Source organism: Halomicrobium sp. HArcel3 (assembly GCF_058933135.1).
In genome coordinates, this window is the sequence record NZ_JBZYDN010000004.1 from 197,194 (window position 1) to 221,560 (window position 24,367).

Genomic DNA, 24,367 nt, shown 5'->3' on the forward strand with positions numbered 1-24,367 from the left:
GACCGGATCCCGATGCTACCGCGACGGCGCCGATTCCCCGAGCTGACGGGACGTCCACGCTACGAACCCCGTGAGGATGAGCACCGAACCGGTCAGTGCCAGGAGCGCCGCCGTGAGCCAGACGCCGGCCGCGAAGTCGAACAGCGGACCGAGCGTCGCCACGGTGATGGGGGAGACGAGGACGAGCAGCGACCCAGTGGCGACGGCGCGTCGCTGGTCCGGCGTGAGCTCGATACCGAGGGTAAACAGACCGTCGGGTTTCTCCGGTTCCGGCGCTGCCAGGCCGACGCAGAACAGCGGGACCCCGACGAAGACGAGGACGCCGGCGACGACGGACGACCAGAAAGTGTTCCACGGGGAAATCTGTAGCAGTACGCCGACGACGACGAGCGAGGACCCGCCGACCAGTCCGATGGGTCGGAGCCGCGGGTCGGCGAGGAAGGTGTTCAGGTCGGGCAGCGTCTCCGCGACGTGTCCGACGTCGAGCGAACGGGCCATACTATCGCCGTTGATACCCAGAAACATATACTCTCCGGGCCAGTTATTATCGTTCGATCTCGGGGGAGGCGGAACGACTCTCGATGAACTGGTGCCGTTCCAGTGACTGGGCGCGGTATTCATATCAGGATTGATTCTCAAGTGAGACGGTCAGGACGGACCTGTGTCGCCTCGGCCGCGTCGATGAGAAAGGCTTGTGTCGGTCGGCGACCCGACCAACGCTATGCACTTCTTCGAGCGACTGGGCGAGCGGATCGAGGCGGTCGACAGCGTCGTCTCGGTCGGCCTCGACCCCGATCCGGACCGACTCCCGCCGAGCGTCGCCGACGCGGACCTCCCGCGCTGGTCGTTCAACCGCCGTATCATCGACGCGACGCACGAGCACGCGGCCTGTTACAAACCCAACGCGGCGTTCTACGAGGACGCTGACGGCTGGCGAGCCCTGGAGGAGACTATCGCGTACGCCCACGGGAAGGACGTGCCCGTCCTCCTCGACGCGAAGCGGGGCGACATCGGCAACACCGCCCGCCAGTACGCGGAGATTCTCGATATGGCCGACGCCATCACCGCGAACCCCTACATGGGCCAGGACTCGCTCGCGCCTTTCCTCCAGCGCACGGGCAAGGGCGTGTTCGTGCTCTGTCGCACCTCGAACCCTGGCGGTGCGGACCTGCAGGACCTCGAACTCGACGACGGCGGGACGCTGTACGAGCGCGTCGCGGGGCTGGCCGCCGGCTGGAACGAGTACGGCAACGTCGGCCTCGTCGTCGGCGCGACGAACCCCGACGAACTCGAAGAGATACGGGAAATCGTGCCCGACATTCCCTTCCTCGTCCCCGGCGTCGGTGCCCAGGGCGGCGACGCGGAGGCCGCCGTCGAGTTCGGCCTCGCCGACGGCGTCGGCCTGGTCAACTCCTCTCGTGGGATCATCTTCGCCGGTGAGAACGGCGCTCGCGGCGGCGAGCCGCCGGAGGAGGAGTACTTCGGCGCGGCGGGTCGCGCGGCGAAGCGACTCAAGCGGCGGCTCAACGAGTTCCGGTAGTCGAACGCGTTCGCCGGCCCGGTCCGTCCGCCGCTAGAACTCGTAGGTGTCGACGCCGTCCGGCAGGTCGTCGGGGTCTAGCGTGTCGGGGTCGCGCTCGCCCATCTGGACGGCACACTCGACGCAGACGCCGTGGCTCTCGTCCCAGTGGCGCTCGCAGACGAGTTTGCCACAGCGGTCGCAGGTGTGGGCGACGTCCCGTTGCTCACAGATCTCACACAGGCCCGAGACACTCATGTCACTACGTAGCACGTCAAGCGGTTTGAACCTGCTGTCGTCCCCGTCGCTTCACCCGCGCGGTGTCTTGCGAGAGGCTTACAGTCCTCCCGTGCGAAGCGCCCCTGTGCAGTACGACCGTCTCGTTACGGGGCTCGCGGGGGTGCTGGGTGGTATCACCGTCGTGATGACGGTGCTGGGGCTCCTCTTCGAGCCCCCCATCCTGTTCGTCGCGCTCACCTTCGGCGCCGCGACGTACCTCGTCTACTTCCACTCGAGCGGCCGGCTGGCGGCGCGGGTCTACCGGACCGTCGAGCGGCAGGCCGCCGTGAACGCCGAGCGCGGTGGCCGCCGGCGCCGGCGGACCGACCGCCGGGGCCAGGGCGACGCCGGCGCCGGTCCGCGCGAGGAGTGGACGCCGCCCAGAGACGGCGCCACGGCCCGGGAAGCGGCGGCCGCTGGAAACACGCGCCGGCAACGCGCCACGCACTCGGGCCGGTCTGGCCAGCGACAGGCGGGCCCTCGCGGCCAGCGTCAGCGCCAGCAGCGACGTGGAAGCCGACAGCGCCAACGGGTGCCGAACGCGAACAGCGGCCCGACCGCGGCGGAGGCCTACCAGACGCTCGGGCTGGACCCCGGTGCCGACGAGTCCTCGGTCAAGCGGGCCTACCGCGAGAAGGTCAAACAGGTCCACCCGGACGCCGACGGCGGCGACGAGGAGGCGTTCAAGGAGGTCACCGCGGCCTACGAGCGGTTGACAGACTGATTCTCCTGCGCGGGGCGACGCAATGACCAGAGCCGGCGACCGCAACGCGGATAGTGACACGCGCGCGAGCGAGTCCATGAACGACGTACCGCCGCTGGTCGTCGACGTCGACGGGACGCTCACCGGCCCGGACCGCGCCGTCGACCCGCGTGTGTTCCCAGTGTTGCGCGAGTGGACAGCACCGGTCGTCGTCGCGACGGGCAAGGCGTTCCCGTTCCCAATCGCCCTCTGTGATTTCCTCGGCATCGAACTGTGCGTTATCGCCGAGAACGGCGGTGTCGTGTTCGTCGGCCAGACTGACGCGCTGACCATGGCAGGGGAGCCAGAGGCAGCGGCGGCTGTCGCCGACGCGTACCGCGAACGGGGCCACGACCTGGGCTGGGGCCCGCTCGACTTCGCCAATCGCTGGCGCGAGACGGAACTCGCGGTCAGCCGCGACCAGCCGCTGGAACCCCTGCAGGAACTCGCGACGGAATACGGGCTGGTCGTCGTCGACACCGGTTTCGCCTACCACGTGAAGGCGCCCGACGTCGACAAGGGAACCGGCCTCGAAATCGTCGCCGACGAACTCGACCTGTCGCCCGAGGCGTTCCTCGCCGTCGGCGACTCGGAGAACGACGCGCCGACGTTCGAACTCGCCGGGGAGGCAGTCGCGGTGGCGAACGCCGACGACACCGCGAAAGCCGCCGCAGACTGGCAGACCGACGCCGCCTACGCCGACGGCTTTCTGGAAGCTATCCGGGTGTACTTCGACGAGTGAGCGTTCGCCGCCGAGCTACGGGCGACGAAACGGATCCCTCACAGACTGACGAGCAGGTCGGTGACGTACATGACGACGAGGCCGACGAGGAAGCCCGCGAGGTTGGTCGCCGTCGCGAGCCGACCCTGGCGGCGGATCATCGACGCCATCTCCCACTCTACCTGGAGGATCGCACCCACGCCGACGGCGAGGAACAGGGCGCCGAGCGTCGGGGTGAAGGCGAAGCTCCCGATCCATCCCCCCAGGATGACCGGAGCCCCGGCCAGTAGCCCCATTGCGGCGAAGTGCCGGAGTCGGGGCCGTTTCTCGCGAGCCATCGGCGCGACGACCGCCGGTCCCTCGGTGACGTTGTGGACCATGAACCCGATCACCAGAAACGCACCGAGAGAGACGCGGCCGAGGGCGACGGCGCTCCCGATGGCCAGTCCCTCGGCGAGGTTGTGGAGGCCGATGGAGAGGGCGACGAGGTAGCCGAGCCCGAGGGGGCTGAGGTGGTCACCGCCGCTGTAGTGCTCCGAGACGGTCTGAACCAGCAGGAGCGTCCCCAGAACGCCGAGGACCACCACCAGCTCCCCTTCGAAGGCAGTGGGGACCTCCCGGGCGACTTCCAGCGCCTCGAAGCCCGCGTCGAAGGCGAGGAAGGCGAGCACGCCACCGGCCAGCGCGAGCACCGCGTGGAGCCACCGGTCGTCGAGTTCGCGCATGAAGGGGTACCAGAGCATCCCCAGCGCGACCGGTATCACGCCGACGAACAGGCCGACGAGCGCGAGCGTCCCCAGGAGGGAAACGGTGATCCCCGGCGACTGGCTCGGCGCGACGATCGTGTGGTGGACGGTGGCCCCGTCGCTCAGAACGAGCGCGGTGTCGACGTCCCAGCCCGGGTTCCAGTGGTACGGGATCCGGATCGTCGCGGACTCCATCGCGCCGAGCGTCCGGGCCGATGGGGACCCGTCGTCGACCTGATACTGCCAGTAGGCGTCGTCGACGAGGACCTGCTGGATCGTCACCGACTTCGGTCCGTTGTTGACGACGTGGAGTGCGATCGTCCCGTCGTTCGGGAGCGTCGCGTGCGTGACGGTGACGTCGGGTAACGGCTCGCCGGTCTCCACGCCAGCGAAGGGCTGGACGAGGACCACGCCGCCGACGAGGACGACGAGCAGGACTATCGGGATTGCTGCACCGAGCCACGCCGGAAGACCGAGCGGTAACGAACCGGTGCTCTCGTCGACGGTGGGTGATTCACTCGCCATTCAGACCACCTCGAAGAAGCTCATCCAGCCGAGTTCGGCGAACTCCGACTGGTGGGCGTGGAACATGTACAGCCCCGGGTCGTGGTCCGAGTAGTCGAGCTCGATGATGCCGCGCTGGGCCTGGCACTGCATGACCGTGTCGACGGTCTGGTGCGTCGGCCGCAGCGTCGTCCCGTGGTCGTAGTAGTCGAAGAACTGTGAGTGGGTATGGAAGGAGTTGATGGGGTCGAACTCGATGGTGTTGACGAGGTACACCCGCACCGGCCGGTTCTTGTCGACCTGGATCGGTCGCTTGGTCTCGCCGGCCTTCCACTCTCCTCTCCCGTTCGTCTGGCCGACCCCGTAAGCGAACGCCCGGGTGTTGGCCGCGTACACCTCGTTCTCGCCGTCGAAGTTGGTGTCGAAGCCGTTCATCACCATCACGAGTTCCTGGACCTCGTCGTTCTCCGGGTACTCGTGGTTGCGCGTCTTCGCCGTCTCGACCAGGTCCTCGACCATCTCGTCGGTGATCTGGCTCGGGTGGTCCGGCGCGTACTCCGCTGGTCGTTCCCGCACGCGTTCGGGGTCGGGGTCGACGATCATCGCCCCGTAGAGCCCCCGGTGGATGTGCGCCTTGAGCGGTAGCGAGTGGCAGTGGTAGAGGTGGACGCCCGCAGGCTGGGCCTCCCATTCGTAGGTGTAGGATTCGCCCTGTTCCAGGACGCCCGGCCCGTTCTGCGGGATACCGTCCATCTCCGGGGCGACGTTCTTGACGTGCGGGTGGATGGTGTGGCCGTGTCGGCCGGCGTTCGTGAACGTGACACGGACGATATCGCCCTCCGTCACGCGCAGGGTCGGGCCGGGAACCTGCCCCTGGAACGCCCAGGCCTCGAACTCGACGCCGGGTGCGATTTCGATGGTCGTGTCGACCGCCGTTATCTCGAACTCGCGGACGCGGCGGCCGTCGCGTTCGAACACCCGTTGCTGGAGGTCGTCCTGGCCGTCGAATCCGGTGTTGTAGGTCGTGAGGAACTCGTGGGGATCGAACGCCGAGTCAGCGAACTCCCCTCGCGCCCCGAAGTTGCCGTGGCCGCCTTCCTCGTCGTGGTCGTCGCTGGCCCCGACAGACCGGCTGCCAGCGATACCGAGCGCACCCACGCCAGCGAGGCCACCGAGCACGGACCGTCGGCTCGCCCCTCCATCGCCTGCTAACCCGTCGACAAGCCGCGATTCGAGCGTTTCGGTCACGTCTCGCGCGGCGCCGTAATCTATCGATCCCATCGTCGATGCCTCCTGCCCGGCGGGACGCGGGTCATCCGACCGGGGGCCGGTTCGTTCTCGTGGGGTTCGGTGTCATCCATACTCGGAATTAGATTCGTCTAATCCTTATATTTATCGAACCCGAACATACAGTTCCACCCTTCTCTATCAGGTGCACTCGCGGCGGGTACGAACCGCTATCCTGCGATTCCGTCACACGACCGGGGAAGGTTTTTATTGCGCGCCACGGTACCCACCCCCATGAGCCCTGACCGGGCCGTCCTCGACCGCGCCCTGGAGCGCGGCGAGCAGGAGGGCGGGAGCGTCGAGTTCAAGGAGCGGCTCACCGAAGACCTCCACCTCGCAGACGGTCGCCTGGAGAGCCTCGCTGCCCAGCTTCGCCACCGGGTCCTCTCCGGCGAGGGCGAGGCGACCTACGTCGTCGGCGTCACCGACGCCGGCGGCCTCGCGGGCATCCCACCCGAGGAATTCTCGGAGTCGATGGACGTCCTCTCGCTGATCGCCGACGAGGCCGGTGCGCACATCGAGGAGGTCCAGACCTGGGGCATCAACGACGTGCGCGACGCCGACCACCCCGTGGCCGACGACTCGACGGCGGACGCCGACCGCGGCATCGTCGGCGTCGCCACGATCAGGGAGGGCGCCGTCCTCGAGGACGACGACCACATCGTCGTCGGCACCGCCGGCCACGTCGACCACGGGAAGAGCACGCTCGTCGGCACGCTCGTCACCGGCACGGCCGACGACGGGGAGGGCGGCACTCGCTCCTTCCTCGACGTCCAGCCCCACGAGGTCGAACGCGGTCTCTCGGCGGACCTGTCCTACGGCGTCTACGGCTTCGACGAGGACGGCCCCGTCAGGATGGACAACCCCGACCGGAAGACCGACCGCGCGCAGGTCGTCGAGGAGGCCGACCGCCTCGTGAGCTTCGTCGACACCGTCGGCCACGAGCCCTGGCTCCGGACCACAATCCGGGGCCTCGTCGGCCAGAAGCTCGACTACGGGCTGCTCACCGTCGCGGCCGACGACGGGCCGACCCAGACCACGCGCGAGCACCTCGGCATCCTGCTCGCCACCGACCTCCCGACCATCGTCGCCATCACCAAGACCGACCTGGTGAGCGACCAGCGGGTCGCCGAGGTCGAACGCGAGGTCGAGGCGGCGCTCCGGGAGGCCGAAAAGACGCCCCTGCGGGTCGACCGTCACGGCGTCGACGTCGCCGTCGAGGAGATATCCGAGACGGTGGTGCCAGTCGTCACCACCAGCGCCGTCACGATGGACGGGATGGACCAGCTCGACGAGCTGTTCGAGCGCCTCCCCAAGGTCGCCGGCGAGGACGGCGAGTTCAGGATGTACGTCGACCGGAGCTACAACGTCCAGGGCGTCGGCGCCGTCGCCTCCGGCACCATCAAGTCCGGCACCGTCGAGGCCGGCGACGAACTCCTGCTGGGCCCGATGCAGGACGGCGCCTTCCGCGAGGTGACCGTCAGATCCATCGAGATGCACTACCACCGCGTCGACGAGGCCCGCTCGGGTCGCATCGTCGGCATCGCGTTGAAGGGCGTCCAGGAGGCCGACGTCGAACGGGGAATGGTGCTCCTGCCGAGAGACGCCGACCCCGACCCCGTCCGGGAGTTCGAGGCGGAGGTGATGGTCCTCAACCACCCGACCCGCATCGGCGACGGGTACGAGCCCGTGGTTCACCTCGAGACTGTCAGCGAGGCCGCCCAGTTCTATCCCGACGGCGGTCAGCTCCTCCCCGGCGACTCGGGCTACACCCGCGTCCGGTTCAAGTTCCGACCCTACCTCGTCGAGGAGGGCCAGCGGTTCGTCTTCCGGGAAGGGCGGTCGAAAGGCGTCGGGACGGTGACTGACGTGACCGGCGTTCAGTGATCGGCCGATTCAGGACTCCATCTTCTCGATGATCTGGTCGGCTTTGTCCCTGGCCTCGTCTTCGTCGGCGACGCCGTCTATCGGGATCAGCACGCTCTGAGCGGTCCAGTCCTCGTTACCGTGCTCGTCGCCGGTACGGACCTCGCCGCCCTCCACGACCGATCCGGCGACGTTCGCCGCCCAGTCGGGCGTCCGTATCTCGTCGAAGTCGTCGGGGTCGCGGTACGTGACGTGGTAGTACTCGTCGCCCGCTTCGACGCCCTGTGCGGATATCTGGGGCATGTTCGAGACTTCGGCGGATATCCAAAAGAGGTTCTTGCTGGCAAATGAAAGGAGTCTTCGACGAGGGAGACCTCTTTATCAGAACGACATTCGCCCTTTCAGGACCGGGTTGCTCGACACGTGTAGCCGAGGACGATGGCGGCGTAACAGAGTTTCGCGAGGCCGTCTATTCCCGCTTCGTGGCAGGCCTCAGACATCCATCCAGTCTCTTCGGTCGTCCACTCTCGACAGCTGTCATCGGTCAGGACGAACGATTCTCTGAGGGTAGTCTCATCCGCAGGCCGTTCGTCGATGTCGTAGCCGAGCAGCCGGTAGTACCGAAGCGGGTCGAATCCGGCTCTTTCGATTCGGTCGCCGTCATCCGGAAGGCGTCCCAACTCGTACCGCTCGATCGAATCCGGGAATTCGATGTCCGAACGGAGAGCGGCCCGCGAAGAGAGATAACCGGGATACCTGTCCTCCCGGTCGTCGTGAAGAGTTACCAGTACCCCCATAGGCGTCGGTGACTGCTTCGAATTGGTTCTCTCTTTCGATGGTGTGTGGGCGACAACCGCCCAGATACCGATTACCAAATTGCTGCCTATCCGCGATCCGAGAGTCAGCCGAACAGCGACCGCAGCACCTTCGACTCGGCCTTTTGCAGGTGTTCGGCCGCCGTCGAGGGAGCACAGTCCAGTCGCTCGGCCACGTCGTCCTGACTCCCGGTTCGCGGGACGTCGTAATAGCCGACCTCGATGGCCGCTTCGACCGCCGCGCGCTGGCGGTCGGTCACTTCGTCGTCCGGTGCCGTTCCGTCGTATCCGCCGACGCGTTCCACGGTGGTTCCGATACCGTGGGGGACCTCCTCGAGCGCCGCCTGGAGGTCCGCGTCGGCACCGACGACTTCCAGGGTGATTCCACGCTCGTCGTAGCGGATGGGCGGGATGACGATCAGGCCTTCGACGGTGAACGCCTCGAACAACTGCCAGGCGACCGGGGTTCCCTCGTCGACGAAGTAGACGTAGAACCGGTCGTCGTCGACGGGGACTACGTCGTAGTCGGCGACGACGGGCGTCGACTCGGCGACGGCCACGACGCGCTCGCGGTCCCCCTCGACGAGTCCCATCACGGTCACCGCGTCGTTCGTCAGGTTCCAGTGGAGGCCCAGGGCCCGCTCGACGGCGTCGCCGCCGGTCCACAGGGAGACGAGCGGGTGAACGTCGACGCCGGCCACGTCGAGGTGCAGGCGGAGGTGACGCACGCGCGTAGGCTCGACCAGGGCGCTCATAAACCCACCGAGCAGGCTCGGCGATACGCATTCCCGGGGTGGACGCTTCGATAGACACACGATGCGAGTCTTCGTCGCTGGCGCGACTGGCGTCCTCGGCCACCGACTGGTCGCGCGACTGACCGACCGCGGACACGACGTCGTCGGCCTCACGCGCGACGAGGCCGGCGACGTGACGGTTCGGGAGAACGGCGGAACACCGGTCCGTGGCGACCTCCTCGACGCGACGTCAGTCAGCGAGGCGATGCCCGACTCGGTGGACGGCGTCGTCCACGCGGCGACAGCCATCCCGACGAAGCGCAAGCCTGATACCGCTGACTGGGAGGCGACGGACCGTCTCCGTCGCGAAGGGACCGAGCACCTCACCGCCGCCGCGGCGCGGGCGGATGTCGACCGGTACGTCCAGCAGAGCGTCGTCTGGGTCGCTCGGCAACCCGACGGGTCGCAGTTCGACGAGGCCTCGACGCCCCACCCGGTGCGGACGACTGCTGCCGCACTCGACGGTGAGGAGATCGCTGCCGACGCCGCCGACGAACACGGCTTCGACGTCCTCACGCTCCGTGGCGGCTGGTTCTACGGTCCAGACGCTGCACACACCAGACAGATGGGCGAGGCGCTGATCGCCCGTCGCATGCCGATACCGGGCGGCGGTCTCCTGGGTCGCCGGGACGCGGTGCTCTCCACGGTCCACGTCGCCGACGCTGCGCGAGCGTTCGCGGCCGCCGTCGAGGGCGACGCGATGGGCCTGTATCACGTCGTCGACGACGAACCCGTGACCTTCGCGCAGTTCCTCCGGACCTTCGCCAGATACCTGGAGGCGCCGACGCCGAGACGGATTCCGGGCTGGCTGGCGCGTTTCCTCGCCGGTCCGGACACGGTGGAGCTGGTGACGAACTCGATGCCGACGACCAACGACCGGTTCCGGGCGGCGTTCGACTGGGAGCCCGAGCACGCCACGTACGAGTCCGGGCTCGCACGGGTGGTCGACCGGTGGCGAGCGGACGGTGTCGTTCGCGAGAGGGACGGGGGTGTCGAATGGACCGGTTGAGGGGTATCTTGGCCGGCGTACTCACACTCCACTATGTCGCGAACATCGCTCACGGTGTTGCCCACGGCGGCGTCCCCGTCCCGCTGACGCCCGGTCAAACGGCGTTCGTCGTTCTCGTCGTCACCGTCGGTCCGGTCGCTGGCGCGGCGCTGTTCTGGCGGGGCCGACCCGTCGCTGGCGGCCTCGCTCTCGCAGCGGTCTTGCTCGCGTCGTTTCTCTTCGGCGTCGCGTTCCACTACCTACTGTCGACCCCCGACCACGTCGGCGCGATTCCGGCCGGCTGGTGGCGTACCCCGTTCCGGTGGACGGCTGCCTGGGTCGCGCTGGCGGACGGTATCGGCGCGCTCATCGCGCTCGCACTGGCACGTCACGCCCAGGGCTCGTCCAGCAACTCGTCCATCCCCTCGATGCGGTAGTGGGGTTCGGGGTCCGGATTCGTTACTCCCTCCCGGTCGATCCAGACCGACCGCAGGCCGGCGTTGTGGGCACCTCTGACGTCGTTTTTCAGCGAGTTCCCGATCTTGATCGCTCGTTCGGGGCCGACCCCGACGGCGTCGAGTGCGACCTCGAACGGCTCCGGATGGGGCTTCGCGGCCACACCGTACCCGGCGTACACGGCAGTCTCGAAGTGGTCGTGGATGCCCAGCCCCTCCATCTTCGCTCGTTGCATCTCCGGCCCGCCGTTGGTCACCGCCGCGACGGTGTATCGCGCCCGGAGCGTTTCGAGCGCCTCGCGCGCACCGGGGAGGAACTGAACGTTCGTCTGGTCGCGTTCTGCTGCGTAGGCCTCCGCCACGGCCCGACCGATCTCGGGGTCGTACCCCGCCTCCTCTGCCAGGGCGGCGAAACAGCGCTCCCGGTTCTCGACGACGTCCTCGCTGTCCTCGACGTAATCGTCGAAGACGGCGTAGTAGTCCTCCGCCGTGAAGACGGGGTCGACGCCGACGTCCTCGAACGCGAGCGTGAGTACCTCCGACCCCGGCCGGCAGTACTCGCAAATCGTGCCGTCGACGTCGAAGATGAGCGCCTCGACTGGTTCGCTCATGTGTGAGAGTGTTGTCTGATTGAGCTTCAATGATCTGGAGGAGTTTCGAGTTGCGTGAGAACCGCAAAGACTGGTTCCGGGAACAGCAAGAAAGCCCCGCCTGAACTATCACCGGGCGGGACTGAAAGGGGCCGGTCGCTCGTGGAGCGAGACCCACCAAGCACGCCGAAGGCGCGCGCAGGTGCGGTCGCAGCCCACGAGCGCCGGGAGAGCTTTGCTCTCCCGAGGAAACGGCGCTCCGCGCCGTGACCGCCCGGGGGCTTTCTTGCTGTCGTTGGTTTCCGTCAGAGCGCCGTGGTTGACTGCCGATACCCCTCCTCGGAACGCTCCACCAGCCCAAATTCGACGGCCCACTCCAGGAGGCGTTCGGTGCGGTCGAGCCACTCGGCCTCCCAGTTCGTGTGCCGGTCGCGTTCCCACCGGGGAACCAGGTCTCGAATCTCGTCGAAGGCTTCTTCGGTGGATTTGGGGCCCTCGTCCACAGACTCGACCACCTCCCGAGCGCCGAAGACGTGCTCCAGAAACCGCTGGGCCAATTCGTCCTCAGAGGGGTCCTCCCGCGTCCGGTGAAATCCGCGGTCACCCTCCGCGGCAAATCCGAGCGCCTGGGCGAAGGTCAGGTACTCGCGGGCGACGTCGCGCGACGGAAGGCCGGTTCGGTCCCGAATACGGCTACAGCAGTCCTCGACGGTGCCGGGGACGAGCGGGAGCGCGGCCTGCACGTCTCGCAGAAACTCGACGGATCTGGGTTCGGGAACGATCTTGTAACGCATGGCGGTGATCCTCCGACCTCCGCTTCAGAGTTCGAAGCTCTCGGCCAGGACGTCCTCGTGCGTGTCGCCGAAGACGTAGGTGTCGCCGCCGACGACGTCGACGGTGACCTGGGCGGGCGCGAACACGTCGACGGGGACCTCCGAGAAGTCCCAGTCGGCGTCGTCGAACGTCTCGCCGAACGGCGTGCCGTACTCCTCGGCCGCGGTGGAGACGACCTCCTCGAAGCGGTCGAACTCCTCCTCGACGGTGATGTGGACCTGGGCGCCGTAGGACAGCGCGTCGGTCGTTCGGGCGATGGCGGCCTCCTCGTCGCCCGCGACGGGGGCGACCGGTGCCTTGCCCGTCACGGAAAGGATTTCGATGGGGTCGTAGCCCAGTTCAGAGAGGCGGAAGGTGGCCAGTTCGGCGGCGCGCGCCGCTGCGACGACGCTGCCGGTGACGCTGGCGGTCGAGAAGGTCGGGAGGAAGACCGCCGGTTCGGGCACGCCGGTTCGTTCGGCGACGTGGGCGGCGACGTCCTCGTCGGGAAGTTCCTCGCTCTCGACGACGAGGACGGCGAAGTCCGAGGCGTCGTGGTAGCCGACGCGGTTGAACTCCTCTTCCTCGGCGACGAGCGCGCGGGCGGGACCGCTCCCGAGCCCCTCGAAGTCGTCGACGCTGAGCTCCCAGCCCCCCTTCTGCGAGCACAGCAGCCCCAGGGCGGGGTGGTCGGTCGACAGTTCGACGTGGGTCAGCGGCGCGCCGGCGACCTCGTCCATCGCCGTCTGGACGGTCGCGAGGCCGCTGGTCTGGATCTCGGCGAGCAGTAGCCCGGCCTCGACTGCGCCGGGGACCTCGACGCCGAAGTCGAGGACGGCGGCGTCCCCCTCCTGCTGGTGGACGCCGATCGTGAGTTCGTCGGCGAAGTCGATCGCCTCGTCGACGAGCTCGGTCGCCATCCGGTTGAGACTCTCCATACCGGTGATTCGGCCGGCCTCCCTTTTAGGCTGATTGTTGTGGTCGGCGCCCGTCGCTGCATCGGGATCTCAGGGACCGAGTCGTCCGAGACTCGCCGTCAGGGAACGAGACCGAGAACGAGAACTAGACCGAGCAGCGCCAGAGCCACACCGGTTATCCGACCGATCAGGACCTCGGTCGTCGATTGCTCGTCGTTCGTCTCGGCCATCCCAAAGTAGAGGTACTTCGCCTGCAGATCCCGCATCCGCGTCGGCCAGATGGCCCACGCCACGCCCACGACGATGCCGAGGATTCCGGCGACGAGTTCGACCGTAGTTGGCATGACGACCGTTCGTCGACCCTGCAATACGTCACTTTCGGTCGCCTGGCGCTCTGTCGCGCGCTACTTCCTTTCTGGTCACTCGCCCGGACCCGCCCGCTCGGACCGCGCCGCACGGCCGAGCACGTCCTCTACGGCGTCGACCTTCTCCGCGGCCGACTGGTCGACCGTCCGCTTGTCGTCGATTTTCAGGAACGTCTCGACCCGGTCGGCGTCGACCGCCTCGTGGGCGGCGTGAGCCGCGTCGAACAGCTCCCGGCTGTCGTCGGCTTCGACGATGGTGCCCATCGGCGTCGTCTCGTAGGAGACGTCGAAGTCTTCCAGGGCGTCGACGGCGTCGGCGACGTACTCGGCCATGCTCCCTTCGACGACCGGTGCGACGGAGAGGAATCCGATACAGGTCATAGCTGACGCTACGGGCCCGTGACCATAATCGTCGGGGGACTGTGCTTTCTTCAGCCCGCTGTTCAGACGACGTTCAGAAAACCGGCCGTCGCCGCCTCGACGTCGTAGGGTCCCATGAACGTGTTGGCGACGATGCGGTTGAGCGCCGTCACCTTCTCAGGGGCCAGCGCGAGGCCGTGTTGCAGCGTCGGCGGCCGATACTCGGCGTTCTCGAAGTCCTCGGCGACCGCCTGGAGATACGGGTCGAACTCGCTCACGTCGACGTCAGTCCGGGTCGGAATCGAGCCCTTGTGCTGGTTGAAAGCCACCTGTGCGGTCTCGCTGCCGACGAACGCCAGCCAGCGTTTCGCACGCTCCGGCGTCGGGTTGGTTCCCGGATAGAGGAACGAGTCGAAGTGGAGCGTGTACATGTTCTCCGTCCCCGGGAAGGCGTTGGCACCCCAGTCGTCCCCGTACTCGAAGTCAGTGGCGTTGGCGAAGGCGCCGGCGGTCCAGTTCCCCTGGTGGATGAACGCGGCGTCGCCGTCGACGACGTTCTGGTTCGAGGCGGGCAGGTCCAGCGACTCCGCGTCGTACGTGACGTACGCTTCCAGAATCCTGGCGGTCGTCTCGAAGCTCGCTCGGACCGCCGCCTCGGGCCGTCTTCCCTCGACGAAGTCCACGTAGGGCTCGTAGCCCTCCTGTCCGAGGAAGACGGCGACCCAGAGCTGCGTCGTCGGCCACGGGGCCGCCATCGCGTGGGTCATCGGCACCGCGTCGGTTTCGGCGGCGACGGCGTCCATCGCGTCGAAGAGCGCGTCCAGACTGGCGATCCCTTCGGGTTTTACCCCGGCTTCCTCCAGGACCTCGACGTTGTAGAACAGGTTGTTGAGCCGGTGCGAGCCCACCGGCACCGCGCGGAACGACCCGTCCTGGCGGTGCAGGTCGACGGCCTCCTCGACGTGGACGGACGCGAAGTCGTTCTCGGCCCAGACGTCGTCGATCGACCCCAGCGCTCCCTCGTACCGCTGGAGGTTCTTCCCGGGCCAGTTCGCGAACGCGCTCGGGGGATCGTCGTCGTAGAGGCGGTAGTCGACGACGGTGTTGAGGTTCTCGTTCCCGCCTCCTTCGATGGCCGTGAACTCCGTCTCGACGTTCGGGGCCGTCTCCTCGAAGGCGTCGACGAGTGCGCGGACTGCGACCGCACCGTCGCCTTCGGCCCACCCGTGGAGCACTTCGAGCGGCCGGGTCGAGCCGGCGACCAGTTCGTTCACCTCGTCGACGCATCCAGCGAGCGCAGCCGTCGCTCCCAGGCCCGCTATCTGAACGAATCGCCGCCGGGTCACCCGACGTCCTGGCGGGGATTCCATTCTCTCACCCGTCCGTAGGCCGTTCACGCAAATCAGTCATCTCTTTCTGGGACGTACCTCGCAGCTTCGTGTACACGCGGAGTGAGCGACACAGCAAGCTGGTCGCTCACGAAGTAGCGTTCGGAAGAAGTGCGACGGAGGGGATTTGAACCGGAGCAAGACGGTCCTGCTCGCCTCACTCCGTTCGGCTGCGCGGGCTGCGACTTGCAGGGTTCAAATCCATCTTCTGCACACACTCGCTCACGGTAGCCGAGCACACGCTACGCGGTGCTCGGCGAGTTTGTTCGTGAGAGAAGTGCGACGGAGGGGATTTGAACCGGAGGCAGACGGTCGGCCTCACTACGTTTGGCCGCTGCGACTGCCAGGGTTCAAATCCCTCTCTTCGACTTCTCCTCACGCGAGTGAGCGACACAGCAAGCTGGTCGCTCACGAAGTAGCGTTCGGAAGAAGTGCGACGGAGGGGATTTGAACCCCTGTTGTGACCATGGCAAGGTCACGTGATACCACTACACTACCGTCGCCCTGTCTGCATTCAATTGTGGCGGGGGAGAGGGATAAAAGGGTTGCGAATTGAGGCCTAAACCGTGGCAAGGCTCCCCGGGACACTGGATCACAGGTTCTCCATCGCCGACAGCTTCTTGTCCAGACTGTCCCGCTCTGGACGCGAACCGAACGGAGAATTTCCCGAATACTGGCCATCTAGAGCCGTGTGAACGGTTCTCAACGCGTGCGCGAAGCGGGCTCTTTTTAAGGTAGGCAAGATGTGTTATCGCTACAGTCTAGTGGCGTGACGTGGAAGCGTCACGGCATGACGACCAGCGTACTCGTGCCGTCTTCCCTCGTACGGGAAGCCGAGGACAGACGCGAGGCGACTCGCAAAATCGGATACGTGGCCCGCGCGGCCACGATATTCGACGTCGATCGGCTAACGGTCTTCCCGGACCCTGACGGGGCCGGGAAGTGGGAAGACGGGTTCGTTCGTACCGTCCTGCGGTACGCCGCGACGCCCCCCTACCTCCGAAAGGAGGCCTGGGGCAAGCGGGGCGAACTGGAGTACGTCGGCGTCCTGCCGCCGCTCCGCGTCCGTTCACAGACCGGCTCCGGATCTGAGGGTTCGGGGTCGTTAAGACAGGGAATCGTGACCGAGGTCGGAGCTGATGGGCGCGTTCGGGTCAATTGCGGACTGCAACACCCAGCCTCCCTCCCCGTTCCAGACGGTATGGACGTGGGCGAGGGGGAGCGCGTCACCGTCAGGGTCTCTTCGCGACGGCCAGTCCGGGCGAAACTCGTCGACGTAGCCCCACCGGGGTACGTCGTCGACGCTTCGGACCTCTCTACGGCGCTCGCGCGTGACGACGCAGGGCTCACTATCGCCGCTTCGCGGTACGGTGAGCGCCTGACCGTCACACGGCTCGGCGATCTGGTCGAGCAGCGTGAGGCCGACGGCGACCTGACAGTCGCCTTCGGGGCACCCGAGCGCGGGTTGCCCCCCATACTCGGATTGGACCCGGACGACGTCTGCGGAGACCACGCGGACGACGACACAGGGTTCGACCTCTGGCTGAATACGGTTCCAAACCAGGGGAGCGAGGTCGTGCGAACCGAAGAAGCGATGTTCGCCTCCCTCGCCCCGCTGACCCTCACGGAGTGAGAATCCGATGCCACAACCAAGCAGACCACGAAAAGGCTCGCTGGGCTTCGGCCCACGCAAGCGCGCGGAAAGCGAAACGCCGCGCTTCAACAGCTGGCCCGACGACGACGGCCAGCCAGGCGTCCAGGGGTTCGCCGGCTACAAGGCGGGCATGACACACGTCACGCTCGTCAACGACGAACCCAACTCCGCCCGCGAAGGGATGGAGGAGACCGTCCCGGTGACGGTCGTCGAGACGCCGCCTGTGCGTGCAGTCGCAGTCCGAGCCTACGAAGACACGCCGTACGGCCAGCGTCCGCTCACGGAAGTCTGGGCCGACGAGTTCCACTCGGAACTCGATCGCGCTCTGGACGTTCCCGAGAACAACGACGCTGACGCCGCAGAGGAACAGATCAGAGACGCACTGGAAGCCGGTAACCTCGGAGACGTGCGCGTCATCACGCACACTGTCCCCGACGAACTGGTCAACGTGCCCAAGAAGAAGCCCGACGTGATGGAGACTCGCGTCGGCGGTGGATCGGTCGAGGACCGCCTCGACCACGCCCTCGACCTGCTCGCCGACGGCGGCGACCACTCGATGAACGACGTCTTCCGCGCCGGTGAGTACACCGACATCGCGGCCGTCACCAAGGGCAAAGGGACCCAGGGCCCCGTCAAGCGATGGGGCGTCCAGAAGCGGAAGGGCAAGCACGCCCGCCAGGGCTGGCGCCGACGTATCGGCAACCTCGGCCCGTGGAACCCCTCGCGGGTCCGCTCGACGGTCCCCCAGCAGGGCCAGACCGGCTACCACCAGCGCACCGAACTCAACAAGCGCATCATCGACATCGGCGAGGGCGACGACGCCTCCGTCGACGGCGGCTTCGTCAACTACGGCGAGGTCGACGGGCCGTACACGCTCGTCAAGGGCTCGGTGCCCGGCCCGGACCAGCGCGTCGTGCGCTTCCGACCGGCGGTGCGTCCGAACGACCAGCCGCGCCTCGACCCCGAGGTGCGCTTCGTCTCCACCGCATCGAACCAGGGATAATCTATGCAGGCAACTATCTACGACCTGGACGGCGACGACGTGGACGATGTGGACGTACCCGAGGTCTTCGAGACCACGGTACGACCGGACCTCATCGGCCGCGCCGTTCGCGCAGCCCAGGCAAACCGGAAACAGGACTACGGGAGCGACGAGTACGCGGGTCTCCGGACCCCGGCCGAGTCCCACGGCAGCGGCCGTGGCATGGCCCACGTCCCTCGCGAGAACGGGCAGGCGCGACGCGTCCCCCAGGCAGTGTCGGGCCGCCGCGCACACCCGCCGAAAGCGGAGAAGGACCAGTCGCTCGACCTCAACACGAAGGAGCGCCAGCTCGCGACCCGCTCGGCCATCGCCGCGACGGCCGACGCCGAACTCGTGGCCGACCGCGGTCACCAGTTCGACGACGGTCTCGACCTGCCGCTCGTCGTCTCCGACGACTTCGAGGACCTCGAGAAGACCCAGGAGGTCGTCGACGTTCTCGAAGCGCTCGGCGTCGATTCCGACATCGAGCGCGCGGACGAGACGAAGATCAAGGCCGGACAGGGCAAGTCGCGCGGACGCAAGTACCGCCGACCCAGCTCCATCCTGTTCGTCACCAGCGAGGAGCCGTCGAAGGCGGCGCGCAACCTCGCCGGTGCGGATGTGACGACCGCCCGCGAGGTCAACACGGAAGACCTCGCACCGGGCGCACTCCCGGGCCGACTCACCGTCTGGACCCAGAGCGCGCTCTCGGAGGTGGCAGAGCGATGACGTGGGATATCCTCAAGCATCCCCACGTCACGGAGAAGGCGATGAACGACATGGACTTCCAGAACAAGCTCCAGTTCATCGTCGACTCCGATGCCGCGAAACCCGAGATCTCCGAGGCCATCGAGGACCAGTACGACGTCTCGGTCGAGGGAATCACCACGCAGAACACGATGGACGGCGAGAAGAAGGCGGTCGTCCGACTCTCCGACGACGACGACGCCCAGGAAGTCGCCTCCAGGATCGGGGTGTTCTAACCATGGGACGACGCATTCAGGGACAACGCCGCGGTCGCGGGACGCCCACGTTCCGGGCCCCCTCGCACCGCTACAAGGCGGACCTGTCGCACCGGAACGTCGAAGACGGCGACGTCGTCAACGGGACGGTCGTCGACATCGAACACGACCCGGCACGCTCGGCGCCGCTCGCGGCCGTCGAGTTCGAGGACGGCGACCAGCGCCTCGTCCTCGCACCCGAGGGCGTGGGCGTGGGCGACAACCTTCAGGTTGGCGTCTCCGCCGAGATCGAACCGGGTAACACGCTGCCACTCGCCGAGATCCCGGAAGGGGTCCCGGTGTGCAACGTCGAGGCCAACCAGGGCGACGGCGGTCGATTCGCCCGGGCCTCCGGCGTCAGCGCGCAGCTGATGACCCACGACCGCAACGTCGCGGTCGTCAAGCTCCCCTCCGGGGAGGTCAAGCGGCTCGACCCGCAGTGTCGAGCCACTATCGGTGTCGTCGCCGGCGGTGGACGGACGGAGAAGCCGTTCGTCAAGGCCGGCAACAAGCACCACAAGATGAAGGCGCGAGGGACGAAGTGGCCCAACGTCCGCGGTGTCGCGATGAACGCCGTCGACCACCCCTTCGGTGGCGGCGGCCGCCAGCACCCGGGCAAGCCCAAGTCCATCTCGCGAAACGCACCGCCGGGCCGCAAGGTCGGGGACATCTCCTCGAAGCGGACCGGACGAGGTGGTGACGAATGAGTTCAGAGTATCAAATCGGCCACGAGGGGGAGTTCTCCTACCGTGGTCACACGCTCGAGGAGTTGCAGGACCTGTCGCTGGACGAGGTCGCGGAACTGCTCCCCGCACGACAGCGGCGAAGTATCGAACGCGGCCTGAGCGAGGAGAAACACAAGCTCCTCGAGAAGGCCCGCGACGCAGAGTCCGAAGAGACGGCGAACAACCCGATCCGGACCCACCTGCGCGACATGCCGGTGGTCCCGGAGTTCGTGGACCTCACGTTCGCCGTCCACAACGGGCAGAGCTTCGAGCGCGTCAGCGTCGAACCGGAGATGATCGGCCACTACCTCGGTGAGTTCCAGCTCACCCGCACGTCCGTCGAACACGGACAGGCCGGTATCGGGGCGACACGGTCCTCGAAGTTCGTACCGCTCAAGTAAATCATGGGAATCAGCTACTCAGTCGACGCGGACCCGGACACGACGGCGAAAGCGATGCTCCGGGAGCGTCAGATGAGCCACAAGCACAGCAAGGCCATCGCCCGCGAGATCAAGGGCATGAAGGCCGAGGACGCCGTCTCGTACCTCGACGCGGTCATCGAGGGCGAGCGGTCCGTCCCCTTCAAGTCCCACAACTCGGGCGTCGGCCACCGGAAGGATATCGAGGGCTGGGACGCCGGTCGCTTCCCCGAGAAGGCCAGCAAGGCCTTCCAGGACCTCCTCGAGAACGCCATCGGCAACGCCGACCACCAGGGTCTCGACGGCTCCACGATGGAGATCATGCACGTCGCCGCCCACAAGGTCGGCGAGTCCCCGGGCCGCAAGCCCCGTGCGATGGGACGAGCCTCGGCCTGGAACACGATGCAGGTCGACGTCGAACTCATCCTGGAAGAACCGGAGGGTGAGGAATAATGGCGGACGAACAGCAGTTCATCGAGGACGGGCTCCAGCGGACGCAGATCGACGAGTTCTTCCAGGACGAACTGGGTCGCGCCGGCTACGGCGGCATGGACGTCGCCAAGACGCCGATGGGTACTCAGATCGTGCTCAAGGCCGAGAAGCCAGGGATGGTCATCGGCAAGGGCGGGAAGAACATCCGGAAGATCACGACCACGCTCGAAGAGCGATTCAACCTGGACGACCCGCAGATCGACGTCCAGGAGGTCGACGAGCCGGACCTCAACGCAGCCATCGTCGCGGACCGCCTGGCCAACGCGCTCGAGCGCGGCTGGTACTTCCGCAAGGCCGGTCACACGACGATCGACCGGATCATGGAGTCCGGCGCACTCGGCGCCGAGATCGTCCTCTCCGGGAAGGTCACGGGCGCACGCTCACGCGTGGAGAAGTTCAACCGTGGCTACATCAAGCACAACGGTGAACCCGCCGAGACCATCGTCGACGCCGCCGTCGGCACCGCGGTGATGAAGCTGGGCACCATCGGTGTCCAGGTGAAGATCATCCCGCCGAACGCCGAACTCCCCGACGACTTCGAGGTCTACGAGGACGCCGAAGTCGAGGACTACGTCGCCGACACGGACGGCGAGTCCGTCGAGGAGCTCCTCGAGGGCGAGCCCGAGGAGGACGAAGACGAAGCCGAGGCCGACGAGGCCGACGCGGACGACGCCGAGGCAGACGAAGAGTTCGAGGAGGTCGAGGAAGTCGTCGACGAGCCCGAGGCGGACGAGGAGGCCACCGAGGCCGAATCCGCGGACGCCGAGGACGCCGTCGAAGACGACCTCGACGAGGAGACCGCCGAAGAGGCGGCCGAGCTCATGGAAGAGATGGAAGCCGAGGACGACGCGGACGCCGACGACGAGGGTGACGACGAATGACGGTCATCCACGTCGAGGAGGTCCGCGACATGACGCCCGCCGAACGCGAGGCGGAGCTCGACGACCTCGAGACGGAACTGCTCAACACCCGCGCCGTGAAGGCGGCGGGCGGTGCGCCGGAGAACCCCGGCCGCATCAAGGAGCTGAAGAAAGCGATCGCGCGGATCAAGACGATCCAGAACGAGGAAGGCGACTTCGAAGACGAAGCCGCTGAGGAGGCAGCCTGATGCCCCTCACGCCCGAGACGCTCCCGCGTCACGAACTCGTCGGCCTCGACGTCGAGGTCGTCGCCGCGTCCAACCCGGACGCAATCGGCATCGAGGGCCGGGTCGTCACCGAGACGACGCGGACTCTCGGCATCGAGGGAGCAGACCGGGTGTGGCACGTGCCGAAGGACGGCGCGACGTTTACCTTCGACCTCCCGTCGGGTGACCGCACCCGGGTGGAGGGGTCGAAGCTCGTCGCCCGACCCGCTCGACGCACGGAAACGACAGGTGATTCACAATGGCGATAGGACTGAACGTAGCAGAACCGGACGAGACCTGCTCCGATGCAGACTGTCCCTTCCACGGAGACCTCTCCGTGCGAGGACAGACCATCGAGGCGGACGTCGCGTCCACAGATATGGAGAAGACCGTCGTCGTCGAGCGCGAGTACGACGTCAAGGTGCCGAAATACGACCGCCAGATGAAGCGGCGGAGCCGCATCCCGGCACACGCACCCGACTGTCTCGACCTCGCGGTCGGCGACGCGGTCACGATTGCAGAGTGTCGACCACTCTCGAAGACGAAGAGCCACGTGGTAGTCAGCGTGGCTTCTGCCGACTCGGGAGGTGAAGAGTGATGGAGGCGCTGAAAGCCGACGTCACGCAGGGCCTGGAGAAGGGCTCGCTGATCACGTGCGCCGACAACACGGGCGCGCGAGAGCTCAAGGTCATCAGCGTCTCGGGCTACTCCGGGACGAAGAACCGCCACCCGAAGGCGGGCCTTGGCGACAAGATCACGGTCTCGGTGACGAAGGGGACGCCGGAAATGCGCCGGCAGGTCCTCGAGGCAGTCATCGTCCGACAGCGAAAGCCCATCCGCCGACCGGACGGGACCCGCGTGAAGTTCGAGGACAACGCCGCCGTCATCATCAACGAAAACGAGGAACCGCAGGGGACCGAGATCAAGGGCCCGATCGCCCGCGAGGTCGCCGAGCGGTTCGGTAGCGTCGCGTCCACCGCGACGATGATAGTATGACTCGACAACCGAGCAAACAGCGAACGAACCAACGGCGCGCCCCGCTGCACGAGAAGCAAAAGCAGGTGCGGGCGACGCTGTCCGACGACCTCCGCGAGGAGTACGGACAGCGAAACGTCCGCGTCAACGCGGGCGACACCGTCGAGGTCATGCGCGGCGACTACGCCGGCGAAGACGGCGAAGTCGCGGCCGTGAACCTGGACGACGCCACCATCCACGTGGAGGGCGTCACGGTCGAGGCCGCGGACGGCGAGGAAGTGCCGCGTCCGGTCGACGCGAGCAACCTCCGCGTCATCAGCCTCGACCTCGACGACGACCGTCGCGAGGCGCGCCTCGAATCGGAGGAGGATAGCGCATGACGAAACACCAGAAACGACTCTCGGTACCCAAGAGCTGGCCAGTCGAGCGAAAGACGGAGACGTTCACCGTCAAGGCCGACGCCGGCCCCCACGGCGAGGCAGGGGTTCCCCTGCTCATCGTCCTGCGGGACGTGCTCGGCTACGCCGACAGCCGCAAGGAAGCGCGCTACGCGCTCAACGAGGACAGCGTCGAGATCAACGGGAAGGCCGTCTCCGACGAGGAACGCCCCGTCGGGATGTTCGACATCCTCGCGTTCACGGAACGCGACGAGTACTACCGCGTCTTCCCCGGCGAGGGCGGTCGCCTGGCACTGACGGCCATCGACCCCGACGCCGCGGACTCGAAACTCGGCAAGATCGTCGGCAAGCAGTACGTCTCCGGCGGGGACGTCCAGTTGACGCTCCACGACGGCGAGACGCTGCTGGTCGAAGACGACGACGAGTACACCCCGAACGACTCGCTGGTCGTCGGCAACGAGGACGGCGAGGTCGTCGCCCACTTCACCTACGAGGAGGGCGCGCTCGTCACCGCCGTCGACGGCGCACACGCCGGCGAGATCGGCACCGTCGACGAGATCCAGGTCACCCCTGGTAGCTCCTCGAACAACGTGATCGTCGAGCAAGAGGACGGAGACGGCTTCGAGACGGTCGAAGAGTACGTCGTCGTCATCGACGAGAACTTCACCGGAGGTGACGACGAATGAGCTCCGAGAGCGAGACCGGCGGTGAGTTCCACGAGATGCGGGAACCCAGCGTCGAGAAGGTCGTCGTCCACATGGGCGTCGGCCAGGGCGGTCGCGAGCTCGCGAACGCCGAGGAGATCCTGGCGGAAGTCGCCGGGCAGGAGCCGGTTCGGACCGTCGCCCGCGGGACCGTCGCGGAGTTCAACATCCGCGAGGGTGACCCGATCGGGACGAAGGTCACGCTGCGAGCCGACGACGCACACGAGTTCCTGGACAAGGCGCTCGAGAACGTGAGCCTGTCGGCCACGCAGTTCGACGACACCGGCAACTTCAGCTTCGGCGTCGAGGAGCACACCGACTTCCCGAGCCAGGAGTACGACCCGAGCATCGGGATCTACGGGATGGACGTGACGGTCAACCTCGTCCGCCCCGGCTACCGCGTCGCCAAGCGGGACAAGGCGTCGCGTTCGATCCCGTCGAACCACCGACTCGACGCCGAGGACGCAGTGGCGTTCGTCGAGTCGACCTACGACGTGGAGGTGAGCGAATGAGCGAGAGCGAAACAGAACAAGACCAGGCGGCCGACGACGAGGCCACCGAGGAGTCCGTCCCCACGGGACAGCTCGAGGAGTGCCAGCGCTGTGGCCGCGAGCAGGGGCTCGTCGGCAAGTACAACATCTGGCTATGTCGCCAGTGCTTCCGGGAGATCTCCCGGGGTATGGGCTTCAAGAAGTACAGCTAA

Annotated in this window: 35 protein-coding genes and 1 tRNA gene; 22 read left to right on the forward strand and 14 right to left on the reverse strand. The window is 67.0% G+C overall.

All coding sequences use genetic code 11. The features are described from left to right. Window positions 1-15: 15 nt before the first annotated feature. A complete protein-coding gene (locus AC5FRV_RS12660; protein WP_493561455.1) occupies window positions 16-498 on the reverse strand; it encodes a hypothetical protein in 483 nt (160 codons plus the stop codon). Between the two features lie 223 nt (window positions 499-721). On the opposite strand from AC5FRV_RS12660, the gene pyrF reads away from it, so the two are divergent. Next, window positions 722-1,540, forward strand: a complete 819-nt coding sequence (gene pyrF, locus AC5FRV_RS12665; RefSeq protein ID WP_493561456.1) for an orotidine-5'-phosphate decarboxylase — start codon at window positions 722-724, stop codon at window positions 1,538-1,540. 33 nt (window positions 1,541-1,573) lie between these two features. On the opposite strand, the gene AC5FRV_RS12670 is transcribed toward pyrF, so the two are convergent. Then, on the reverse strand, window positions 1,574-1,777 hold the full coding sequence (locus tag AC5FRV_RS12670) for a hypothetical protein (RefSeq protein WP_493561457.1): 204 nt from the start codon (window positions 1,775-1,777) through the stop codon (window positions 1,574-1,576). 106 nt (window positions 1,778-1,883) lie between these two features. On the opposite strand from AC5FRV_RS12670, the gene AC5FRV_RS12675 reads away from it, so the two are divergent. Next, a complete protein-coding gene (locus tag AC5FRV_RS12675) occupies window positions 1,884-2,522 on the forward strand; it encodes a J domain-containing protein (protein WP_493561458.1) in 639 nt (212 codons plus the stop codon). A gap of 76 nt (window positions 2,523-2,598) precedes the next feature. Beyond that, window positions 2,599-3,282 (forward strand): phosphoglycolate phosphatase, encoded by a 684-nt coding sequence (locus AC5FRV_RS12680; RefSeq protein WP_493561615.1) that lies wholly within the window; start codon window positions 2,599-2,601, stop codon window positions 3,280-3,282. A gap of 38 nt (window positions 3,283-3,320) precedes the next feature. On the opposite strand, the gene AC5FRV_RS12685 is transcribed toward AC5FRV_RS12680, so the two are convergent. Then, a complete protein-coding gene (locus AC5FRV_RS12685) occupies window positions 3,321-4,532 on the reverse strand; it encodes a ZIP family metal transporter (RefSeq protein ID WP_493561459.1) in 1,212 nt (403 codons plus the stop codon). Continuing rightward, window positions 4,533-5,792 carry a multicopper oxidase domain-containing protein gene (locus tag AC5FRV_RS12690; RefSeq protein WP_493561460.1) on the reverse strand — a complete coding sequence of 420 codons (1,260 nt, stop codon included), beginning with the start codon at window positions 5,790-5,792 and terminating at the stop codon, window positions 4,533-4,535. 240 nt (window positions 5,793-6,032) lie between these two features. Between AC5FRV_RS12690 and AC5FRV_RS12695 the strand changes: the two genes are divergently transcribed. After that, window positions 6,033-7,685: a GTPBP1 family GTP-binding protein gene (locus AC5FRV_RS12695; RefSeq protein WP_493561461.1), complete on the forward strand. Its 1,653-nt coding sequence runs from the start codon at window positions 6,033-6,035 to the stop codon at window positions 7,683-7,685. Window positions 7,686-7,694: 9 nt separating this feature from the next. On the opposite strand, the gene AC5FRV_RS12700 is transcribed toward AC5FRV_RS12695, so the two are convergent. From AC5FRV_RS12700 to AC5FRV_RS12710, 3 genes are all read right to left on the reverse strand, one after another. After that, the gene (locus AC5FRV_RS12700) at window positions 7,695-7,967 is read right to left on the reverse strand and encodes a hypothetical protein (protein WP_493561462.1); all 273 of its coding nucleotides are present in this window, start codon (window positions 7,965-7,967) and stop codon (window positions 7,695-7,697) included. A 98-nt stretch (window positions 7,968-8,065) separates the two neighbouring features. Further along, window positions 8,066-8,461, reverse strand: a complete 396-nt coding sequence (locus tag AC5FRV_RS12705) for a hypothetical protein (RefSeq protein WP_493561463.1) — start codon at window positions 8,459-8,461, stop codon at window positions 8,066-8,068. Between the two features lie 104 nt (window positions 8,462-8,565). Beyond that, window positions 8,566-9,234 (reverse strand): helix-turn-helix domain-containing protein, encoded by a 669-nt coding sequence (locus tag AC5FRV_RS12710; RefSeq protein ID WP_493561464.1) that lies wholly within the window; start codon window positions 9,232-9,234, stop codon window positions 8,566-8,568. Window positions 9,235-9,295: 61 nt separating this feature from the next. On the opposite strand from AC5FRV_RS12710, the gene AC5FRV_RS12715 reads away from it, so the two are divergent. Then, the gene (locus tag AC5FRV_RS12715; RefSeq protein WP_493561465.1) at window positions 9,296-10,282 is read left to right on the forward strand and encodes an NAD-dependent epimerase/dehydratase family protein; all 987 of its coding nucleotides are present in this window, start codon (window positions 9,296-9,298) and stop codon (window positions 10,280-10,282) included. After that, entirely contained in the window at window positions 10,270-10,698 is a 429-nt protein-coding gene (locus AC5FRV_RS12720) for a hypothetical protein (protein ID WP_493561466.1), read from the forward strand. Before AC5FRV_RS12715 ends, AC5FRV_RS12720 begins: the two co-directional genes overlap by 13 nt. Here the strand turns inward: AC5FRV_RS12720 and AC5FRV_RS12725 are convergent. From AC5FRV_RS12725 to AC5FRV_RS12755, 7 genes are all read right to left on the reverse strand, one after another. Continuing rightward, window positions 10,650-11,327 (reverse strand): HAD family hydrolase, encoded by a 678-nt coding sequence (locus AC5FRV_RS12725; protein WP_493561467.1) that lies wholly within the window; start codon window positions 11,325-11,327, stop codon window positions 10,650-10,652. The genes AC5FRV_RS12720 and AC5FRV_RS12725 overlap by 49 nt on opposite strands. A 284-nt stretch (window positions 11,328-11,611) precedes the next feature. Next, a complete protein-coding gene (locus tag AC5FRV_RS12730) occupies window positions 11,612-12,100 on the reverse strand; it encodes a double winged helix-containing putative transcriptional regulator (RefSeq protein ID WP_493561468.1) in 489 nt (162 codons plus the stop codon). Window positions 12,101-12,124: 24 nt separating this feature from the next. Then, complete coding sequence (gene mch, locus AC5FRV_RS12735; RefSeq protein ID WP_493561469.1) at window positions 12,125-13,057, reverse strand: methenyltetrahydromethanopterin cyclohydrolase; 933 nt, start codon at window positions 13,055-13,057, stop codon at window positions 12,125-12,127. Window positions 13,058-13,155: 98 nt separating this feature from the next. Continuing rightward, window positions 13,156-13,380 carry a DUF6199 family natural product biosynthesis protein gene (locus AC5FRV_RS12740; protein ID WP_493561470.1) on the reverse strand — a complete coding sequence of 75 codons (225 nt, stop codon included), beginning with the start codon at window positions 13,378-13,380 and terminating at the stop codon, window positions 13,156-13,158. A 75-nt stretch (window positions 13,381-13,455) separates the two neighbouring features. After that, window positions 13,456-13,782 (reverse strand): MTH1187 family thiamine-binding protein, encoded by a 327-nt coding sequence (locus AC5FRV_RS12745; RefSeq protein WP_493561471.1) that lies wholly within the window; start codon window positions 13,780-13,782, stop codon window positions 13,456-13,458. 62 nt (window positions 13,783-13,844) lie between these two features. After that, complete coding sequence (locus AC5FRV_RS12750; protein WP_493561616.1) at window positions 13,845-14,996, reverse strand: ABC transporter substrate-binding protein; 1,152 nt, start codon at window positions 14,994-14,996, stop codon at window positions 13,845-13,847. A gap of 585 nt (window positions 14,997-15,581) precedes the next feature. Further along, window positions 15,582-15,652: transfer RNA gene (locus AC5FRV_RS12755), tRNA-Gly, on the reverse strand. 287 nt (window positions 15,653-15,939) lie between these two features. On the opposite strand from AC5FRV_RS12755, the gene AC5FRV_RS12760 reads away from it, so the two are divergent. Genes AC5FRV_RS12760 through AC5FRV_RS12835 form a run of 16 tightly spaced genes read left to right on the forward strand, consistent with a single transcriptional unit; the run spans window position 15,940 to window position 24,367 of the window. Next, window positions 15,940-16,782 carry a putative RNA uridine N3 methyltransferase gene (locus tag AC5FRV_RS12760; RefSeq protein ID WP_493561472.1) on the forward strand — a complete coding sequence of 281 codons (843 nt, stop codon included), beginning with the start codon at window positions 15,940-15,942 and terminating at the stop codon, window positions 16,780-16,782. Window positions 16,783-16,789: 7 nt separating this feature from the next. After that, window positions 16,790-17,806, forward strand: a complete 1,017-nt coding sequence (gene rpl3p, locus AC5FRV_RS12765; protein ID WP_493561473.1) for a 50S ribosomal protein L3 — start codon at window positions 16,790-16,792, stop codon at window positions 17,804-17,806. A 3-nt stretch (window positions 17,807-17,809) separates the two neighbouring features. Continuing rightward, entirely contained in the window at window positions 17,810-18,553 is a 744-nt protein-coding gene (gene rpl4p, locus AC5FRV_RS12770) for a 50S ribosomal protein L4 (RefSeq protein WP_493561474.1), read from the forward strand. Then, window positions 18,550-18,807 (forward strand): 50S ribosomal protein L23, encoded by a 258-nt coding sequence (locus tag AC5FRV_RS12775; RefSeq protein WP_493561475.1) that lies wholly within the window; start codon window positions 18,550-18,552, stop codon window positions 18,805-18,807. Before rpl4p ends, AC5FRV_RS12775 begins: the two co-directional genes overlap by 4 nt. A gap of 2 nt (window positions 18,808-18,809) precedes the next feature. Continuing rightward, complete coding sequence (locus AC5FRV_RS12780; RefSeq protein WP_493561476.1) at window positions 18,810-19,532, forward strand: 50S ribosomal protein L2; 723 nt, start codon at window positions 18,810-18,812, stop codon at window positions 19,530-19,532. Beyond that, a complete protein-coding gene (locus AC5FRV_RS12785) occupies window positions 19,529-19,951 on the forward strand; it encodes a 30S ribosomal protein S19 (RefSeq protein ID WP_493561477.1) in 423 nt (140 codons plus the stop codon). The genes AC5FRV_RS12780 and AC5FRV_RS12785 overlap by 4 nt, the downstream gene beginning before the upstream one ends. Before the next feature lie 3 nt (window positions 19,952-19,954). Then, window positions 19,955-20,422, forward strand: a complete 468-nt coding sequence (locus AC5FRV_RS12790; RefSeq protein WP_493561478.1) for a 50S ribosomal protein L22 — start codon at window positions 19,955-19,957, stop codon at window positions 20,420-20,422. Next, the gene (locus tag AC5FRV_RS12795; RefSeq protein WP_493561479.1) at window positions 20,422-21,342 is read left to right on the forward strand and encodes a 30S ribosomal protein S3; all 921 of its coding nucleotides are present in this window, start codon (window positions 20,422-20,424) and stop codon (window positions 21,340-21,342) included. Before AC5FRV_RS12790 ends, AC5FRV_RS12795 begins: the two co-directional genes overlap by 1 nt. Further along, a complete protein-coding gene (rpmC, locus tag AC5FRV_RS12800) occupies window positions 21,339-21,569 on the forward strand; it encodes a 50S ribosomal protein L29 (protein WP_493561480.1) in 231 nt (76 codons plus the stop codon). The genes AC5FRV_RS12795 and rpmC overlap by 4 nt, the downstream gene beginning before the upstream one ends. Further along, window positions 21,569-21,856, forward strand: coding sequence for a ribonuclease P protein component 1 (locus AC5FRV_RS12805; protein WP_493561481.1), 288 nt, complete (start codon window positions 21,569-21,571; stop codon window positions 21,854-21,856). Before rpmC ends, AC5FRV_RS12805 begins: the two co-directional genes overlap by 1 nt. Then, on the forward strand, window positions 21,847-22,185 hold the full coding sequence (locus AC5FRV_RS12810; RefSeq protein WP_493561482.1) for a 30S ribosomal protein S17: 339 nt from the start codon (window positions 21,847-21,849) through the stop codon (window positions 22,183-22,185). Before AC5FRV_RS12805 ends, AC5FRV_RS12810 begins: the two co-directional genes overlap by 10 nt. Next, window positions 22,185-22,583 (forward strand): 50S ribosomal protein L14, encoded by a 399-nt coding sequence (locus AC5FRV_RS12815; protein WP_089815154.1) that lies wholly within the window; start codon window positions 22,185-22,187, stop codon window positions 22,581-22,583. Before AC5FRV_RS12810 ends, AC5FRV_RS12815 begins: the two co-directional genes overlap by 1 nt. Beyond that, window positions 22,580-22,942, forward strand: a complete 363-nt coding sequence (gene rplX / locus AC5FRV_RS12820) for a 50S ribosomal protein L24 (protein WP_493561483.1) — start codon at window positions 22,580-22,582, stop codon at window positions 22,940-22,942. Before AC5FRV_RS12815 ends, rplX begins: the two co-directional genes overlap by 4 nt. Beyond that, the gene (locus AC5FRV_RS12825) at window positions 22,939-23,646 is read left to right on the forward strand and encodes a 30S ribosomal protein S4e (RefSeq protein WP_493561484.1); all 708 of its coding nucleotides are present in this window, start codon (window positions 22,939-22,941) and stop codon (window positions 23,644-23,646) included. Before rplX ends, AC5FRV_RS12825 begins: the two co-directional genes overlap by 4 nt. Continuing rightward, window positions 23,643-24,176, forward strand: coding sequence for a 50S ribosomal protein L5 (locus AC5FRV_RS12830; RefSeq protein ID WP_493561485.1), 534 nt, complete (start codon window positions 23,643-23,645; stop codon window positions 24,174-24,176). Before AC5FRV_RS12825 ends, AC5FRV_RS12830 begins: the two co-directional genes overlap by 4 nt. After that, on the forward strand, window positions 24,173-24,367 hold the full coding sequence (locus AC5FRV_RS12835; RefSeq protein ID WP_089815162.1) for a 30S ribosomal protein S14: 195 nt from the start codon (window positions 24,173-24,175) through the stop codon (window positions 24,365-24,367). Before AC5FRV_RS12830 ends, AC5FRV_RS12835 begins: the two co-directional genes overlap by 4 nt.